Annotated in this window: 16 protein-coding genes; 8 read left to right on the forward strand and 8 right to left on the reverse strand. The window is 69.4% G+C overall.

Features of this window, described 5'->3' with window-relative positions; genetic code table 11:
• The coding region (locus tag ACZ63F_RS01260; protein WP_382733725.1) for a HAMP domain-containing protein at positions 1-687 on the reverse strand (687 nt) is incomplete at its 3' end.
• A 321-nt stretch (positions 688-1,008) separates the two neighbouring features.
• Complete coding sequence (locus ACZ63F_RS01265) at positions 1,009-1,374, reverse strand: STAS domain-containing protein (protein WP_469707573.1); 366 nt, start codon at positions 1,372-1,374, stop codon at positions 1,009-1,011.
• Positions 1,375-1,582: 208 nt separating this feature from the next.
• Between ACZ63F_RS01265 and ACZ63F_RS01270 the strand changes: the two genes are divergently transcribed.
• From ACZ63F_RS01270 to ACZ63F_RS01280, 3 genes are all read left to right on the forward strand, one after another.
• Positions 1,583-2,005: an ATP-binding protein gene (locus ACZ63F_RS01270; RefSeq protein ID WP_469707575.1), complete on the forward strand. Its 423-nt coding sequence runs from the start codon at positions 1,583-1,585 to the stop codon at positions 2,003-2,005.
• A 69-nt stretch (positions 2,006-2,074) separates the two neighbouring features.
• A complete protein-coding gene (locus tag ACZ63F_RS01275; protein WP_352364906.1) occupies positions 2,075-2,302 on the forward strand; it encodes a DUF5133 domain-containing protein in 228 nt (75 codons plus the stop codon).
• Positions 2,303-2,461: 159 nt separating this feature from the next.
• Positions 2,462-2,950: a MarR family winged helix-turn-helix transcriptional regulator gene (locus ACZ63F_RS01280; protein WP_469707578.1), complete on the forward strand. Its 489-nt coding sequence runs from the start codon at positions 2,462-2,464 to the stop codon at positions 2,948-2,950.
• 114 nt (positions 2,951-3,064) lie between these two features.
• On the opposite strand, the gene ACZ63F_RS01285 is transcribed toward ACZ63F_RS01280, so the two are convergent.
• Entirely contained in the window at positions 3,065-4,237 is a 1,173-nt protein-coding gene (locus ACZ63F_RS01285) for a PP2C family protein-serine/threonine phosphatase (protein ID WP_469707579.1), read from the reverse strand.
• 199 nt (positions 4,238-4,436) lie between these two features.
• Between ACZ63F_RS01285 and ACZ63F_RS01290 the strand changes: the two genes are divergently transcribed.
• Positions 4,437-4,871, forward strand: a complete 435-nt coding sequence (locus ACZ63F_RS01290) for a MarR family transcriptional regulator (protein ID WP_469709276.1) — start codon at positions 4,437-4,439, stop codon at positions 4,869-4,871.
• 523 nt (positions 4,872-5,394) lie between these two features.
• On the forward strand, positions 5,395-5,754 hold the full coding sequence (locus ACZ63F_RS01295) for an STAS domain-containing protein (protein ID WP_469707581.1): 360 nt from the start codon (positions 5,395-5,397) through the stop codon (positions 5,752-5,754).
• Positions 5,755-5,767: 13 nt separating this feature from the next.
• Here the strand turns inward: ACZ63F_RS01295 and ACZ63F_RS01300 are convergent, their stop codons facing one another.
• A complete protein-coding gene (locus ACZ63F_RS01300) occupies positions 5,768-7,186 on the reverse strand; it encodes a sensor histidine kinase (protein ID WP_469707582.1) in 1,419 nt (472 codons plus the stop codon).
• 205 nt (positions 7,187-7,391) lie between these two features.
• On the opposite strand from ACZ63F_RS01300, the gene ACZ63F_RS01305 reads away from it, so the two are divergent.
• Positions 7,392-8,045: a response regulator gene (locus tag ACZ63F_RS01305; protein ID WP_469707583.1), complete on the forward strand. Its 654-nt coding sequence runs from the start codon at positions 7,392-7,394 to the stop codon at positions 8,043-8,045.
• Here the strand turns inward: ACZ63F_RS01305 and ACZ63F_RS01310 are convergent.
• Positions 8,023-8,418 carry a response regulator gene (locus ACZ63F_RS01310; RefSeq protein ID WP_469707584.1) on the reverse strand — a complete coding sequence of 132 codons (396 nt, stop codon included), beginning with the start codon at positions 8,416-8,418 and terminating at the stop codon, positions 8,023-8,025. The two genes, ACZ63F_RS01305 and ACZ63F_RS01310, sit on opposite strands and share 23 nt — an antisense overlap.
• Positions 8,419-8,961: 543 nt before the next feature.
• On the opposite strand from ACZ63F_RS01310, the gene ACZ63F_RS01315 reads away from it, so the two are divergent.
• Entirely contained in the window at positions 8,962-9,363 is a 402-nt protein-coding gene (locus tag ACZ63F_RS01315; RefSeq protein WP_469707586.1) for an STAS domain-containing protein, read from the forward strand.
• Between the two features lie 61 nt (positions 9,364-9,424).
• On the opposite strand, the gene ACZ63F_RS01320 is transcribed toward ACZ63F_RS01315, so the two are convergent.
• From ACZ63F_RS01320 to ACZ63F_RS01330, 3 genes are all read right to left on the reverse strand, one after another.
• Positions 9,425-10,288, reverse strand: a complete 864-nt coding sequence (locus ACZ63F_RS01320; RefSeq protein ID WP_469707588.1) for an AraC family transcriptional regulator — start codon at positions 10,286-10,288, stop codon at positions 9,425-9,427.
• Positions 10,289-10,324: 36 nt separating this feature from the next.
• A complete protein-coding gene (locus ACZ63F_RS01325) occupies positions 10,325-11,896 on the reverse strand; it encodes a SpoIIE family protein phosphatase (RefSeq protein ID WP_469707589.1) in 1,572 nt (523 codons plus the stop codon).
• Positions 11,897-11,972: 76 nt separating this feature from the next.
• A complete protein-coding gene (locus tag ACZ63F_RS01330; RefSeq protein WP_469707591.1) occupies positions 11,973-13,046 on the reverse strand; it encodes a PP2C family protein-serine/threonine phosphatase in 1,074 nt (357 codons plus the stop codon).
• A gap of 664 nt (positions 13,047-13,710) precedes the next feature.
• On the opposite strand from ACZ63F_RS01330, the gene ACZ63F_RS01335 reads away from it, so the two are divergent.
• Entirely contained in the window at positions 13,711-14,109 is a 399-nt protein-coding gene (locus ACZ63F_RS01335; RefSeq protein ID WP_469707593.1) for a nuclear transport factor 2 family protein, read from the forward strand.
• Positions 14,110-14,346 lie beyond the last annotated feature (237 nt).

Here is a 14,346-nt window from a genome sequence, read left to right on the forward strand (position 1 = left end):
GATCTCGCCGCGGGCGTCGACGGTGATCTTCTGGGAGAGGTCGCCCTGTGCCACCGCGGTCGTCACCTGGGCGACGTTGCGGACCTGGGAGGTGAGGTTCCCGGCCATGAAATTGACCGAATCCGTGAGGTCGCGCCAGACCCCGCCGACCCCGGGCACCTGCGCCTGCCCGCCGAGCCGTCCCTCGCTGCCGACCTCGCGGGCGACACGGGTGACCTCGGCGGCGAACGAGGACAGCTGGTCGACCATCGTGTTGACGGTCTCCTTCAGCTGCAGGATCTCGCCGCGCGCGGGTACGTCGATCTTCTGGGACAGGTCGCCCTTGGCCACCGCCGTCGCCACCTGGGCGATGTCGCGGACCTGGGTGGTGAGGTTGCCCGCCATGGCGTTGACCGACTCGGTCAGGTCCGCCCAGGTGCCGGAGACCCCGGGCACCTCGGCCTGCCCGCCCAGCGTGCCCTCGGTGCCCACCTCGCGGGCGACCCGCGTCACCTCGGAGGTGAACAGGGACAACTGGTCCACCATGCCGTTGAACACCGTGGCGATGTCGCCGAGCAGACCCGTGCCGTCGGACGGCAGGCGGGTGCCGAAGTCGCCGTCGCGTACCGCTGTCAGCCCGGCGAGCAGCTGCCGCAGCTCCTGCTCGCCCGGGCCCCTTACCTGGGCGTCCATCGAAGTGCCGGCCATGCCCACCCTCGTTCCGCTTCGCAGGATCCCCACCCCGAGGACCTGAACCCGGCCGGCTCCGCAGCCCCACCACCAGTGGCGACGCCGCGCTCGACGGCTCCGGCCGACGGGAAATCGATCGCAGACTAACTCAGTTGTCGTGCAGCAACAAAAGGCTGGCGTGAAGTCCGTGGCACACCAAAGAACAGCGGAAATGAGAGGCATGGCAAGCCCGCCAAGGGGAACCCGACGAGTTTTTGCCGTCGGCGGACCCGGGCCCCGCCGCGGCTGCGGCCGACGCTCACGTGGTCGTGATCGCCGCCGCCCGCGAGGTCGTGGCCGTCAGGCCGCGATGGCCGCCGCGACGGTCGGGTGACAGGGGGCGACGGCGTCGAGTCCCACCAGCTGCACGGTGCGCAGTACCGGGCCGTGGGCGCCCGCCAGGCGCAGCCACCCCCGCACGGCCCGGGTGGCGTGGTGAGCGGCGACGAGTGCGTTGACTCCGCTGGAATCCATGAAGGTGACCCCGCTGAGGTCGACGACGAGCCGGGGGCCGGTGGTGGGGTCGTCCGGGGGCATCGCCCGCGTCAGCACGCCCACGCTCTGGTAGTCGATCTCACCGCGGACGCCGAGCACGGCGATGCCGTCGACATCCGCGCGGACCACGGCCAGCTCGCCGCGTCCCACTGCTTCCTGGTGGTCTGCCACGTCCGTCCTCTGCGCCCTCGGTACGGGTCGAGCCCCCTTCCTGTAGGCATCGTTGCCCAGGATCCCGGCGGTGATGCGCCCGAAGTCCCGGACAACTTTCCGGAGCACGGGAATACCGTCGGCAAGGCCGGGTAGACGCGCGCCCATGAACGGGGTATCGCATGTCAGCGGCAGGGAGCGGCCTGTCCCGCCCGAGGAGTGTTCCCGGATGCCGGATGCCGCACCTGCCGACGTCACCATCGCCCTGGACGGGGCGGACGGCTGTATCGCCGGCGCGCGGGACCGGACGTCGGAGTTCCTGACGAGGGTCCAGTCCGAGCACGGACTGCCGGTCACCTCCCGCACGATGGACGCGGCACGGCTGGTGGTCAGCGAACTGGTCACCAACGCGCTGAAGTACGCGCCGGGACCGGTGCTGCTGCACCTGCGCGTCGTCGACGGCATGGTGGAGATCGAGGTCTGGGACTCCGATCCCACGCTGCCGCTGGCGCGGGCCGCCGACGCCGGACGGGTGGGCCAGCACGGACTGGAGATCGTGCTGGCGGTGGTGCACGGCTTCGAGGCACGCCGGGAGCCCGTGGGCAAGTGCGTCACCGTCAGGCTCGCGCTCTTCGACACCTTCGGGGACTGAACCGCGGCGGCCGGGGCAGACGGGCCGCTGCGTGATCCCCGCGAACGGTTGACAGGCAGGAGGCCCCGGATGCTGTTGGCACACCCCGCCGTACTGACGGACCTGATGGAGCAGTACGAGACGCTGCGCACCCTGCACGCGGACGAGGGCGACGAGGCCGTGCGCCGCCGGATGGCAGACCTCGCCTACACGCTGTGTGTGGCGACCGGCACCAGTGACATCGACGCCGCCCTGGTCGTGGCCCGGTACCGCCTGCCCGGTGCCCGCGTCGAGGACGACTCCCTGCTCTCCGCCTGACCGCGGCGGACCGGGGCCCGCCCCGCACGGCGACTCGTGCAGATGCTGTGGAGGCCGAGGCGACGGCGGGGCGACGGGGCGTGTCCGGCCGCCGGTCGGGTACCGCGAGGGAACAAGGTGGTACCTGCATGGACAGGCGAAGTCGGAAAGTGAAACCTCGTGACTGGTCTCAGTGGTGCCCGGGACAGCCCGTCGGACGGCCTCACCGCGCTGGCCTTGTCGATGGCCGACGCCGTCGAGAGCCTCACGACCCTGTGGTCGGTCGCCGCGCAGGGCGCGAGCGTGCGGCTGTCGTCGCACCAGCTGCGCGCCCTGCGCGTCATGGAGGGGGAACCCGGGATCAACCTGACCGCCCTGGCCGTGCGGATGGACATCGGGCTGCCCGCCGCCAGCCGGCTCTGCGACCGGCTGGAGGCGGCCGCCCTGCTGGAGCGGGAGCTGCATCCGCGTAATCGGCGCGTGGTGCGACTGCACGTGACGAAGCAGGGCCGGCAGGCGCTCGACGAGGTGGCGTGCCGCAGGTCGCGGCGATTGGCCGTCGCCCTCGGCGCCATGGAACCGGCAGATGCCGAGGCCCTCGGGCGAGGGCTCCGCGGGTTTCTGGCCGCGCTGGACGCCGGGACGGGAGACGAGGGCGGAACCGGCTGATGTCCGCGCGGACGTACACGGGGACGTGCAGGGGGACATGCGCGACGCGGTTCCCGGGCCCGGCGGTCGGCTGCCGGGCGTCCGGGAACGCGGACGCCACCTCACGTCACGGCGTCAGGACTGCGTCCGCCCCCGCCAGTCGAGGCACACGACCAGCGCGTCGTCGTCCGCCGCCACGGCATCGCCGCGATGACCCGCCAGCTCGCGCAGAACGGCGCGCGGCACCTCGGCGGCGGGCAGCAGCCGGGTGGACTGGATGGCCCGGGCCAGCGCCCGCTCGCCGTACGTCTCGCCCTTGGGGGAGTGCACCGCGTGCACGCCGTCGCTGACGAAGATGAGCCGGTCCCCGGGCTCGACGGCGAAGTCCTGCGCCAGGTAGTCCGTCTCCTCGAACATGCCCAGCGGCAGCTGTGCCTCGAAGGGCACGCGCTCGACAGTGCCGCCGCGCAGCCGCAGCAGCTGGGGGGAGCCGGCGTCCACCACGCTCGCCCGGCCCGTCGCCAGGTCGAGGTCCAGCATCAGGACGGACAGGTAGCGGCGGCCCCGGTAGTGGGCGTAGACGGCCTGGTCGGCCAGGGCCGCCTGGTCCTCGATGGAGATTCCGGCGCGGCGCGCGTTGCGCAGGGCGCTGACGGCGAGGTTGGTCAGCAGGGCCGCCTCTATGCCCTCGCCCATGCCGTTCGTGACGTACAGCATCAGCTGGTCGGCCGTGGCCGACCAGTCGAAGTTGTCCCCGAAGACGGCGTAGGCCGGCTCCAGCTGGCAGGCCAGGTCGTACTCCGGCCGGGAACAGGAGCGGCCGGGCAGCAGATGCCACTGCATCTCCGCGGCCAGGGTGAGCCGGTCCTTGCGCCGGGCCTGGAGGTACAGGTCCGTGTCGCGCTCGGCCACGACCACCTCGTGCGCCAGCGCGTCGGCGATCTCGGCGAGCTCCGAGACGCAGTCGGAGTCCGCCTCGCTGCTGTTCAGCGTCACGGTGAGCACGCCGAGCCGGTCGCCGCGCACGCTCACCGGCAGATGGACCCGGGCCGGCCGGCCGCGGCCGTCCTCGCAGTAGGGCGCCTGGGAGCCGAAGGCCCGGCCGGCCGGGCTGCCGTGCACCGGTACCGGCTCCAGATTGTGCGGCGCCACCGACACCGGCTGAAGCACCGTCAGGCTGTAGTCGGCCATGAACAGCTCGGCGTCCGCCGCGTCGTACCGCTCGGTCAGCACGAGGCGGACGGCGTCCAGCAGTTCGTGGGGAGCCGCTGTGCGCAGGGCGCGTTCAGCGGTTTCGAATCTGTTCACGATGGGGGATGCACCAATCTTTCTCCTGACAACGTGCGGGCCCGGCGGCGGCGCCGGGCTCCGTGGGGGCCGCGTCTGTCGTCCCGAGGTGTCCATGGCCGGTGGCGGCGGCTAGTACGCTGAGAAGCGCCCCAGTGCCTGCGAGAGTGTGACCGTGACTGCCTTCCGCCGCCGCCCCGAGCCCGAAGAGGTCGCACGCGTGACCACGCGGGCCGTCGAGCTGCTGGAGGTCGTCTGGGGCCGGGCATCGACCGCGCCCACCTCCGCCTCCCAGCTGCGCGTGCTGCACATCCTCGAGCACCACGACGGCATCAACCTGCGCACCCTCGCCGAGTTCCTCGCCTCCACCCCGCCGTCGACGAGCCGGCTGTGTGACCGGCTGCAGGCCGCGGGGTTCGTCGAGCGCGTGATGAGTCCGGAGGACCGGCGCGAGGTACGGCTCCATCTCAGCGTCCGGGGGCGCCTCTTCCTCGCCGATCTGCGCGCCCGCCGGGAGGACGAGTTGCAGAAGGTGCTGGCCGACATGCCCGCGGCCAAGCGCGTTGCCCTGCTGGAGGGCCTGGAGGCGTTCTGTGCCACCGCGGCCACGCAGATACACGACGAGGCACCGGACTCCGACAGCCGGACCGCCTGAAGAATCCTCACGGCACCGGTGCCACCACCGCTTCACGACGATGGCGGGCGGTACCCGGAGCGGTCTCCGTCCACCGGATCATTCCAGGTCCTTCCCCGTGTACGTCCGACGCGGCTACTCTGTTGCCTCATGGCTATTGTTGTCAAACGGCAACTGTTCTTCGCATACTCCTCACTTCCTTCGGAGACCTCTTGCCGACGCGGTCGACGGCGACCGCGGGGGACGTCCCGAACACTGGCGACGCACGGGTGACCGGAAGCGTGTCCCGGTACGCGACCCGGGCGCGGGGCGCTCGCGACGGCCGTGCCTCCGTGGTGGCCGCACCGGCCCTCCACGCACCGCCGTCGTGCGGTCGCGTTCGCCCGCTCGCGAACCCGACAGCCATCCGAGTACCCGCCGAGAGGCGGCCCATGACGTTCGTCACCCAGGCTGTGACGGCCCCCACGGGGAGCGGCCCGGCCGTCCGGTCCGCCCCCACCGGCCCCAGCGGTCCCACGAGGACCGGCGACGTGAGGATGGCGCCGTGCATCCGGCCCCCGACCTGAGCGTGCGCATCGACCGCCGCGCGCAGGTCTTCGTGCTCACCGTGCGGGGCGAGGTCGACTACGACGACGCCGGTGACTTCGAGCGGGCCTGGGAGGCGGCCGACCGGGCGGGGATGCCCGTCACGGCGGTCGACCTCGCCGGGGTCACCTTCGCCGACAGCATGCTGCTCAACGCGCTCATCCGGGCCCGCCACCGCCACCGCGCCGACGGCAGGACCCTCGTGCTGGTGGGCCCCCTGCCGGCTCCCGTCGGCCGGCTCCTGGAGATCAGCGGCACCGCGGAGCTGTTCACCGTCACGGACGTCCGTCCCGGCGGGGCCGACGCGGACGCATCATGAGGACCCGGCGAGTTCAGGTCGGCCGGGGCAAGCCATGGGGAGGTGAGGGGTCCGCCGGCTGTGCCTCGGTCAGGGGAAGGCGTGCTCGCAGAGTGGTACCCGCCCCCCTGGGGCTGTGGAGGCCCAGTGTCCCGCCGAGGGCCCTGACCCGGTCGGTGAGGCCGACCAGCCCCGAGCCACCCCCTGGTGCGGCGCCTCCGGCGCCGTCGTCGTGAACGGACAGGCACAGGAGTCCGTGGCCGGTCCTCGCGCAGACGTGGACGCAGGACGCGCGGGCATGCTTCGCGGTGTTGGTCAGCGCCTCGGAGACCACGTAGTAGGCCGCCACCTCGATCGGCTCGGGCAGCCTCCGCGGAACATCCACATCGAGTTCCACCGGCACCGGTGAGCGACGGGCCAGAGCCCTGAGTGCGGGGGCCAGGCCTCCCCGGGTGAGGACTGCCGGATGAATGCCACGGGAGAGTTCGTGCAGGTCGTCAAGTACCCCTTTCAGGGCCTCGGCGGCCCCGGAGATCCTGGCCCTCAGTTCCCCTTCGCCCGCGGGGACCGTGCTCTCGGCCACCTGCAGTTCCAGCAGAAGGGCCACCAACCGCTGCTGGGTGCCGTCGTGCAGATCGCGTTCGATGCCGCGCCGTGCCTGGTCGGTGGCCGCGAGAATCCTGGCTCGAGACAAGGACAGCTCCGCATGGCCTTGCTCCAGCGAGTCGGCCATGCGATTGAAGCTGCGCTCCAGGAGCCCGATCTCGCCGACCGCTGTTTCCGGTGTGCGGGCGGTCAGGTCCCCGTTGGCGAGCTGGTCGGCCATGGCGGCAGTCCGGCGCACGGGATGCACGATTGCCCTGATGACGTAGCCTGCGACCCCTATGGTGGTCACCACCGATCCGGTCAGGCCGGCGACGGTGGCGGCGACAGCCTGGTCGGTGGGCGTCGCGGCATGTTCCTCTCGTTTCTTGGCCATGTTCTGCTCGGTGGCCACGAGGCCGTGGAACCCGCTCAGAATCACCTGGAAACGGCGGTTGTCCGCTCCGCTCAGGACGGACCGCTCTCTCGGGGAACTGTCGTACTTCGCGGCGTTCGCCATAGACGTGGAGTATTCCTTGATATACGCGTCGCACTTTTTCTGGATCCACTCCGCGCGGGCCAGCTGTCCAGGGTCGCCTTCGGTCAGGCGTTTCAGCGCGTCGACCTCCTTGGGGAAGGCGGCCACAGAATTCTGCCAGCGCTCGACGTACTGCGGCTGCCTGGTCAGGGCATAGCTGTGCAAGTCCGTCTCGAAGTCGAGCACCTGTTGCTCCACCTGGCTTGCCGCTATGCGCACTTCCTCTGACTTCTGCGCCAGCTGGTGGATGGAGCGCAGGTCGGTAACCGAGTGCAACAGGATGGCGAAAGCCGTGCAGAGAGGGAGCACGAGGAGGCTGCTCGCGACGATCAAGCGGCGTACGACGCCCTTGTTACCGCCGGCTTTCCCGGGTCGGGAGGCGAGTGGACGCACTGATACCTCCCTGTCGGTGAGACAGGTGTTGCACGAACCTCTGACAGCGTGCTCGCTGGACGAGGCTCAAGGACAATGGTGAACCATGAGGTCAGGAAGCTCGGGGTCCGGTGGTGGCGGCCGGCCGAGCGAGGGCGGACCGGCCATGACGCACCTGCGCGTCGTCCTCGCCGAGGACGATGTCCTCCTTCGCGAAGGTCTGGCCAGCCTGCTGCAGCGCGCGGGCTGCACGGTCCTGGGGAAGGCCGCCGACGCCGTCCAGTTGCTCGACCTGGTACGGAGAGTCACGCCGGACCTGGTGATACTGGACATCCGGATGCCGCCCGGACAGGCGACCGAAGGTCTGGACGCGGCGCGCACCATCCGGCAGGAGTTCCCTGACATGGGCATTTTGGTCCTCTCGGCGTATGTCGAGGTGGAGAGCGCGTTGGAACTCCTGGACCGCGGGCGCGGTATCGGTTACCTGCTCAAGGGCCGCGTCAGTGACGTCCAGGATTTCCTGGAAGCGATGCAGCGGATCGCCAGGGGTGGATCGGCGCTGGATCCTGCCCTGGTGCAGGAACTGGTGTCCGCCCGTCGTAAGGAGGATCCGCTGGCCGTACTCAGCACGCGGGAACGCGAGGTGCTGGAGTTGATGGCCGAGGGTCGCTCCAATGCCGGCATCGCCCGCCGGTTGTGGGTCGCCGAAGGAACGGTGGAGAAACACGTACGCAATATCCTGGCGAAGCTGAACCTGCCGGAAACGGAGTACGACCACCGTCGTGTGCGGGCGGTCATCACCTTTCTGGAGGCCAGATGATCGAACGGTCATGGTGATCCTCGTTCGCTGTGGCGAGCAGGGCGCGCATGGCATTGCCTGACAAAGCAGTTTTCGCCAGGAAGCCGATTGCGGCACTCTCTTCGATCATGCCTGCGTATTCGTCCTCGGCGTGGACCGAAATCATGATGACCAGCGGGGGAGACGGGCCGGTATCGAGTCGCATTCGGCCGGCCAGTTCCAGACCGCACTCGCCACCCAGGTCGATGTCGACCAGCACCACGTCCGGCTTGAGTCGCTCAGCCTGCCGCAATGCCTCAGCGCTGTCGGATGCCATGCCCACGACGTCTATGCCTTGGCCCTTGAGCAGACGGTGTGCGGCTCGGAGGAAGTCGGGACAGTCATCGACGATCATGCAACGCATCATGTGTCCAGACTCCGGAGGGTGTCCGCTCTTCGAGTGGTCGGGGGACGCCCGTTGCTCCATGACGTACGACTCCGCCCGCTCCCTCATGTGCGGCTGACGGTGGCGAAGCCGCTCGGCGCGTGGGAGTTGCCGCCGCGTGCACGGACCGGCGCCGGTCCGCCGTGAGCGTGCCCGGAGCCGTCACACCGGTGGCTGCCGGCCTCACGTATGGGTGCCATGCGGTGCTCGCTGCGTGTGCGCTCGAATTCACTGCCATACCTCGGAGTGCCGTTCAAGGTCGACCGGGAGGTGCCTGGAAGTGAACTCTCGGGTCAGCAGCCGCGCTTCCGGCTATCCGTCCGTCAATTCCACCATAGGGAAGGCGAAAGGGGGGAGAACGATCCTGCTCTGTGCGTGCACGATACTGGCGGATTCCTGTCTGGTGGTGCTGGCAGGAAAGAGCGGATGGGTGCTGACTGCCATGACGGTGGCGTGACTTCGTCCATAGCGTTGACGTGTCCGTAGATGCCTCACTCGTAGAGGAGAAAGTACGTGCCAGCCGTCTGTACCCTCTTTGTCGGAACCCGGCCCGTTGTGGTGACCGCCGCCGGTGAATTGGACGTCGCCAGCGCTGCCCACACCGAGGCGATCTTCACCGCCGCAAGCAGCGGCACCCGCCCCGAGGTCGTCATCGACCTGAGGCAGGTCACCTTCCTGGACTGCGCAGGAGCACGTCCTCTGACCACCGCCGCCCGCCGCATCCATGAGGCCGGGGGCCGGCTGACGCTGCTAGCCGATCACCCGATGGTCGTCAAAGTGCTGCGCTTCAACCAGCTGATTCCTCAGAGCGCGTCGTCGACCGGCGACGCCGACCCGGCTCACCATCCACCCGCATACCCCCCGGCACCGCGTCTTTGCGACCACCGCTGCCGACCGATGGCGGAGGAACACTGACCGGGTCGTTCGTCACTGCCGGGCCGCCGCAGCGGCCCGGCGGAAAGCCGTGAACGTCAGATCATTGGGTATCGCGCCCGGGGGAAGTCCCGAACATTCTTCGGTAGTCCCGGTGGAACTGGGACGGGCTTTCGTAGCCGACGCGGTGAGCGATCGCCGTGACGTTCCCCGTACGGGCCCACAGAAGCGTACGGGCGGTCTGCAGACGTATCGCCTTCTGAAACTGGATCGGTGTGGCCGACGTCGCCGTGCGGAAGTGCCGGTGGAACGAGGACGTGCTCATGCCGGACAGGCGTGCGAGGTCGGTGACGTTGAGCGGTTCGTGATAGTGCCGGCGGATCCAGTCGATGGCCCGGGCGATGTGTGCGACGCTGCTGTTGGCCAGGCCGATCTGCCGTATGACGCCACCTTGGTTTCCGGTGATCAGCCGCCAGAGGATCTCGCGTTGGTAGGCCGGGCCGAGCACTCGCATGTCGTCGGGGCAGCGGGCGGCTCGCAGCAGTCGTACGACCGGGTCGAGCAGCTTTGCCGTGGCGTCCGTGACGAAGAACTCCCTGTCGGTGGGGGGCGTGCCCGTCTCGTCCGTCTCGAGCAGCAGCGACGCGATGGCCTGCGGTCGGAGGTCCATGATGAAGATCGTGAGCGGTTCGTCATGGTCTGCCTGGACGACCTGGCTGGTCGACGGCGGGTCCAGGGAGGCGATCACGTACTTCCCGGCGCCGTACTCGTACGGTTGGCCGTTGAACACGGTGCGCATGGTGCCCTGAGCCACGATCGCCAGGGTGGGCCCGGGCACCGGGACAAGCACCGGCGGAGTAGGTTCGTTCACGACCGCAACGGCCACGCCGTCGGCAACCGTGGCCTTGCGGCCCCCGTCTCCCACGTGTTCAAGGATCAGCATGCGCAGTTCCTGCAGAAGCTCCATCCTCGACCTCCGAACGCGACGAGACTCGGCACAGGGCTAGGCGCTCAGGGGCGCCGAGGTGGTCTGATGGTCGCCGGGGGCTTGTTCCGGCGTCGGCAGTTCTTCTTCCGCCCAGATGGTCTTGCCGTGGGAATGGTGGCGAGTGCCCCAGCGCCTGGTGAGCTGAGCGACGATGAACAGCCCCCGACCGCTCTCGTCGAAGGTGCGGGCTCGCCGCAGATACGGGGAGGTGCTGCTGCCGTCGGAGACCTCGCAGGTCAATCCGGCGCCGTGCCGGATCAGGCGCAGTCGGACAGGAGGGTGACCATGGCGGATCGCGTTGGTGACGAGCTCGCTGGCGATCAGTTCCATGGTGGGTGCGGCCTCTTCGAGTCCCCACGCGGCGAGCTTCCCTGAGATGTGCTGACGTGCTTGCGAGACGGTCGCGAGATCGGCTGAGAGCTCCCAGGCACCGACAGTGCTGCCGTCGAAGGCATGTGTGCGGGCCGCGAGGACGTCGGCGTGGGCATAACTCCCACCGGACACGAGGGCGTCGAGGGCCCAGCGGCAGAGGGCGTCCAGGCTGCGCCGGCATCCGGCGACCGCCTCGGATGATGCGGTCCCACCGGGCCGGGCTTCCGGTTCAGGTGTCCACGGGGTGTGCGCGCAGAGCAGCAGCACGCTGCCTTCGGGGAGCGCGACCTCGGTGGCCTCCGCGGGCGGTTGGGCAAGTCCGAGCGGCAGGCCGACAGGAATCTCCACGGTGGTGGCCAGGCCGTCGGGCGTGATCACGGTCGGTGCGGGATACCCGGCGCTGGCGAGGGTGCAGCGCGCGGTGACGGGGTCGTAGACGGCATACAGGCAGTGGGCGGTGGTACCGGCTGCGCGCTCGTCGTGCTGAGGCCGCAGCCGGGTCAGCACGTTCTCCAGGTGGGTGAGGAGTTCATCCGGTTGCAGGTCGATGTCGGCCAGTGTGCGTACCGCGGCGCGGAGTTCGGCGCTGATCCCGGGCGAGTGGCCCCCGTCGTCGGTGACGGATCCTGCGACCAGCGCGACCCGGGCGCCCGGCAGTGGCAGGACGTCGAGCCAGTGGGCTTTGGGCACGGCTGCGCTGTCGCCGGCCACGCCAGAACCGGCGAGCTCCACCGCCGCGGGCTGCGGCAGCAGGAACGGTTGCTCGTCCGCGATCGAGAACGCAAGCGCGTCGCCGGGTGCGTCGGCTGCGGTGTGCCTCGCCTCTGAGGTGACTGCCGGACCGCCGACGCCCGCCACGGCCTGTTCCGCCCGGACGCAGTGCGGGCGTTGCAGGCGCAGGCGGGTCCGGCAGATCACCGGGCTCAGGCCGAAGGACAGCGCCGCGGCGGAGATCACGACCGCACGGCCTCCTTCGGAGACCCCGTGGATCGCCAAGCCGTAGACGGCCCCACTGGCCACCAGCGTTGCGCCCCCGATGAAGAGGGTCCGGCGGACGGGGAGCAGGGCGGCGGCCACGAGGGGGACCAGCACCGAGTAGTCGGACCAGCGGACCAGGCCACCGGTGGAGACGCCCAGTTGGACCGCGCACGTGGCGCTCAGGTAGATGACGAGCAGCGAACTCGGCCGGCACAGTAGACGTCGTACAGCGGCCATCCTTGTCACCGTCCCTTCATGGTTGGTCTCGGGTGTGAGGCACAGGGCTCTGTCGTCCGCGCCGGCCTGATGCGGATCACGCGGCGGCCTCCGGGGAACGGGACGAGTGCGCAGGGCAGTGGACGGCCACCATGGCGAGGTCGTCGTCCAGGTGTCGGCCCGCATAGGTGTTGAGGTCCTGGCTGATGTGTTGCAGCAGGCTGTGCGGGCAGCACCAGGTCCACGTGGCAGCACGCTCGAGGACGGGGTAGAACGTCCCGGTGGCGTCGCGGGCCTCGACGAGTCCGTCGGTGTAGAGCAGCAAGGTGTCGCCTGGAAAGAACGCGAACGTGTCGAGGGGGAATGCCTCGGCGGTGCTTCCGGCCAGTCCGAGTGGCGGGGCAGGCCGGTCCGCACACAGGCTGGTCACCCCGCCGCGTTGCCTGAGCAGCGGCGGAGGGTGTCCGCAGCTCACGATCCTGATGGTGTCTTCTGCGTCGGGAAGTTCGACCAGCAGAGCGGTGATGAAGCGTTCGGCACTGTGGGGGTCCCTCTCGCTCATCGCGGCCAGGTGTCTGCGGACGCTGCGTTCCAGGGAGGCCGCCAGCCTCGGGAGTGTCCCGTGCTCATGGGCTGCCTCGCGGAAGGCACCGAGCAGGGCGGAGGCGTCCTCGACGGCCGGCAACCCCTTGCCGCGGACGTCGCCTATGAGAAAGCGGGTCGTATGGCCGGTGCGGACGGCCGCGTACAGGTCGCCGCCCACCAGGGCGTGCGCTGTGGCCGCCCGGTACATGCACGCGATGCGCAGAGGACCCAATGTGTGCGGGATGGGCCGCAACAGAACCCGCTGGGTCGCCTCGGACACGGCGCGCACCTGGGTGAGTTCTCTCAGATCGCGATCGTGCAGTGCGCGAGCAGCGACGGCGAAGCCCGAGACCGCCAGGAGAGCGCCGATGTGTATGGGCAGCAACGGCGAATGCAGCAGACCGTCGTGCCCGTCGACGAGGACCACTGCCGCACTGGCGGTGAGCGCCATGGCGACCGTGAATCGCACCCGTGCGATCGCCGCGGTGCAGGTGGGGGCCGCCACGAGCAGCGGTGAGAGATGAATGGCCAGGGGGGCGAAGGACGCCGAGAGGGTGATCGCGGCGATCAGCAGGAGAGGAAGCACCAGATGCGCTCGCGTGCCCCCGGCCGTTGGCCGGCCGTGCCCTGTCAGACGGGGTCGCAGGCGGCTTCGCCACCGCTGTCCGACTCCTTCGGGCACGAGTCTGCCAGGGCCAGGCACTGAGACATCGCGAGCAAAGAATTTCATGGGTGATCCTGCAAGGGTCGATCCCGTGAGCGCCTGGGATTCGGCGTGCCGGCCGTCCGTAGGCGGTGATCACGTTCTGCGCCTGGTCACGTCCGGTGCGCCACGGCGGAAATCGTCCCCGTCCTTACTGTTTACTTGACGCCTTCTTGCCGTATAGCGGTATTCGGTTTCCGCTATACGGATTCCAATGTGCGCCGGATGCAGGACTGGGTCAAGAGGGGTCGCCGCACCTGGGCATTACGGAATTCGAACGTCGGCTCCCTCGCCACCTCCGGAAGCCTCGGGGGCGGAGCTGTCCATGGCGATCCGGTCGAAGGCGATGCTGCGCCGTGCCCCTTGCCGCGCCGGCCGAAGTGCCCGAGACACCACATCCGGCTGGCGGTGGCCGTCTTGTTCTCTTCTCTCGTCGCAGCGACGGCCTTTTGAGGTGCCCGCGGGACGGCGTGGTTCAGATCGGCAGGTGTGGGAAGGCGCGGCTGGCAAGGGTCGTGCGCCGCAGTCCGATCAGGAAGTCCACAGCATGGCTCACACCGCACAAACGACAGCCGTCCCCGGCTGGGTCCTGAAGTTCATGAAAGCCATTGACACCCTGGAGTTCGGCGAGGGCTTCGCGCCACTGACCGACAACACCGACATGTACTTCGGCACCGCGCACATCCACGGCGTCGAGGCCATCAAGGAGTTCTTCGTCAAGATCGACGCACCGCTGGTCATCAGCCATGAGGTCCTGGAGTTCTGGACCGCGGGCGACGGCGTCCGTCTGCTGCGCGGTGAGGCGGTCATGGCCAGGAAGAGCGAACCGGAGCGGGTGGTGCGCGCCCCCTTTATGCACATCTTCTACCTCGACCAGGAAGAGCCGGTGCGCATCCGGACGCTCCGTGTCACCGCGGGGCCACTGCAGACCGACGCCGTCATGTGACCCGGCTCAGGGCATGGCCTCCAGCCGCCAAAGACAGGGCTCCAGCCCTGCGTCACCTCGCCGATGTTTCCGTCCTGCGCTGGCACAACGACTGTTTGTAACTGCCCGCCGGCACCTGCACAGACGGCACGGTGCAGGTAATTCTCCACGCGATCCTTGTCGTGGGCGTTGAACGATGCCCGATAGTCGTGAGGCCAAGGATGTGTCAGCAGGCTCGGCGGGGTTACCCGCGCAATC

Source organism: Streptomyces sp. NPDC104761, from assembly GCF_055583445.1.

Coding starts and splice junctions, on each gene's coding strand:
- ACZ63F_RS01270 (WP_469707575.1), top strand. CDS start 1,583: ATGCCGGATGCCGCACCTGCCGACGTCACCATCGCCCTGGACGGGGCG.
- ACZ63F_RS01275 (WP_352364906.1), top strand. CDS start 2,075: ATGCTGTTGGCACACCCCGCCGTACTGACGGACCTGATGGAGCAGTAC.
- ACZ63F_RS01305 (WP_469707583.1), top strand. CDS start 7,392: ATGACGCACCTGCGCGTCGTCCTCGCCGAGGACGATGTCCTCCTTCGC.
- ACZ63F_RS01310 (WP_469707584.1), bottom strand. CDS start 8,418: ATGATCGTCGATGACTGTCCCGACTTCCTCCGAGCCGCACACCGTCTG.
- ACZ63F_RS01320 (WP_469707588.1), bottom strand. CDS start 10,288: ATGGAGCTTCTGCAGGAACTGCGCATGCTGATCCTTGAACACGTGGGA.
- ACZ63F_RS01325 (WP_469707589.1), bottom strand. CDS start 11,896: ATGGCCGCTGTACGACGTCTACTGTGCCGGCCGAGTTCGCTGCTCGTC.
- ACZ63F_RS01335 (WP_469707593.1), top strand. CDS start 13,711: ATGGCTCACACCGCACAAACGACAGCCGTCCCCGGCTGGGTCCTGAAG.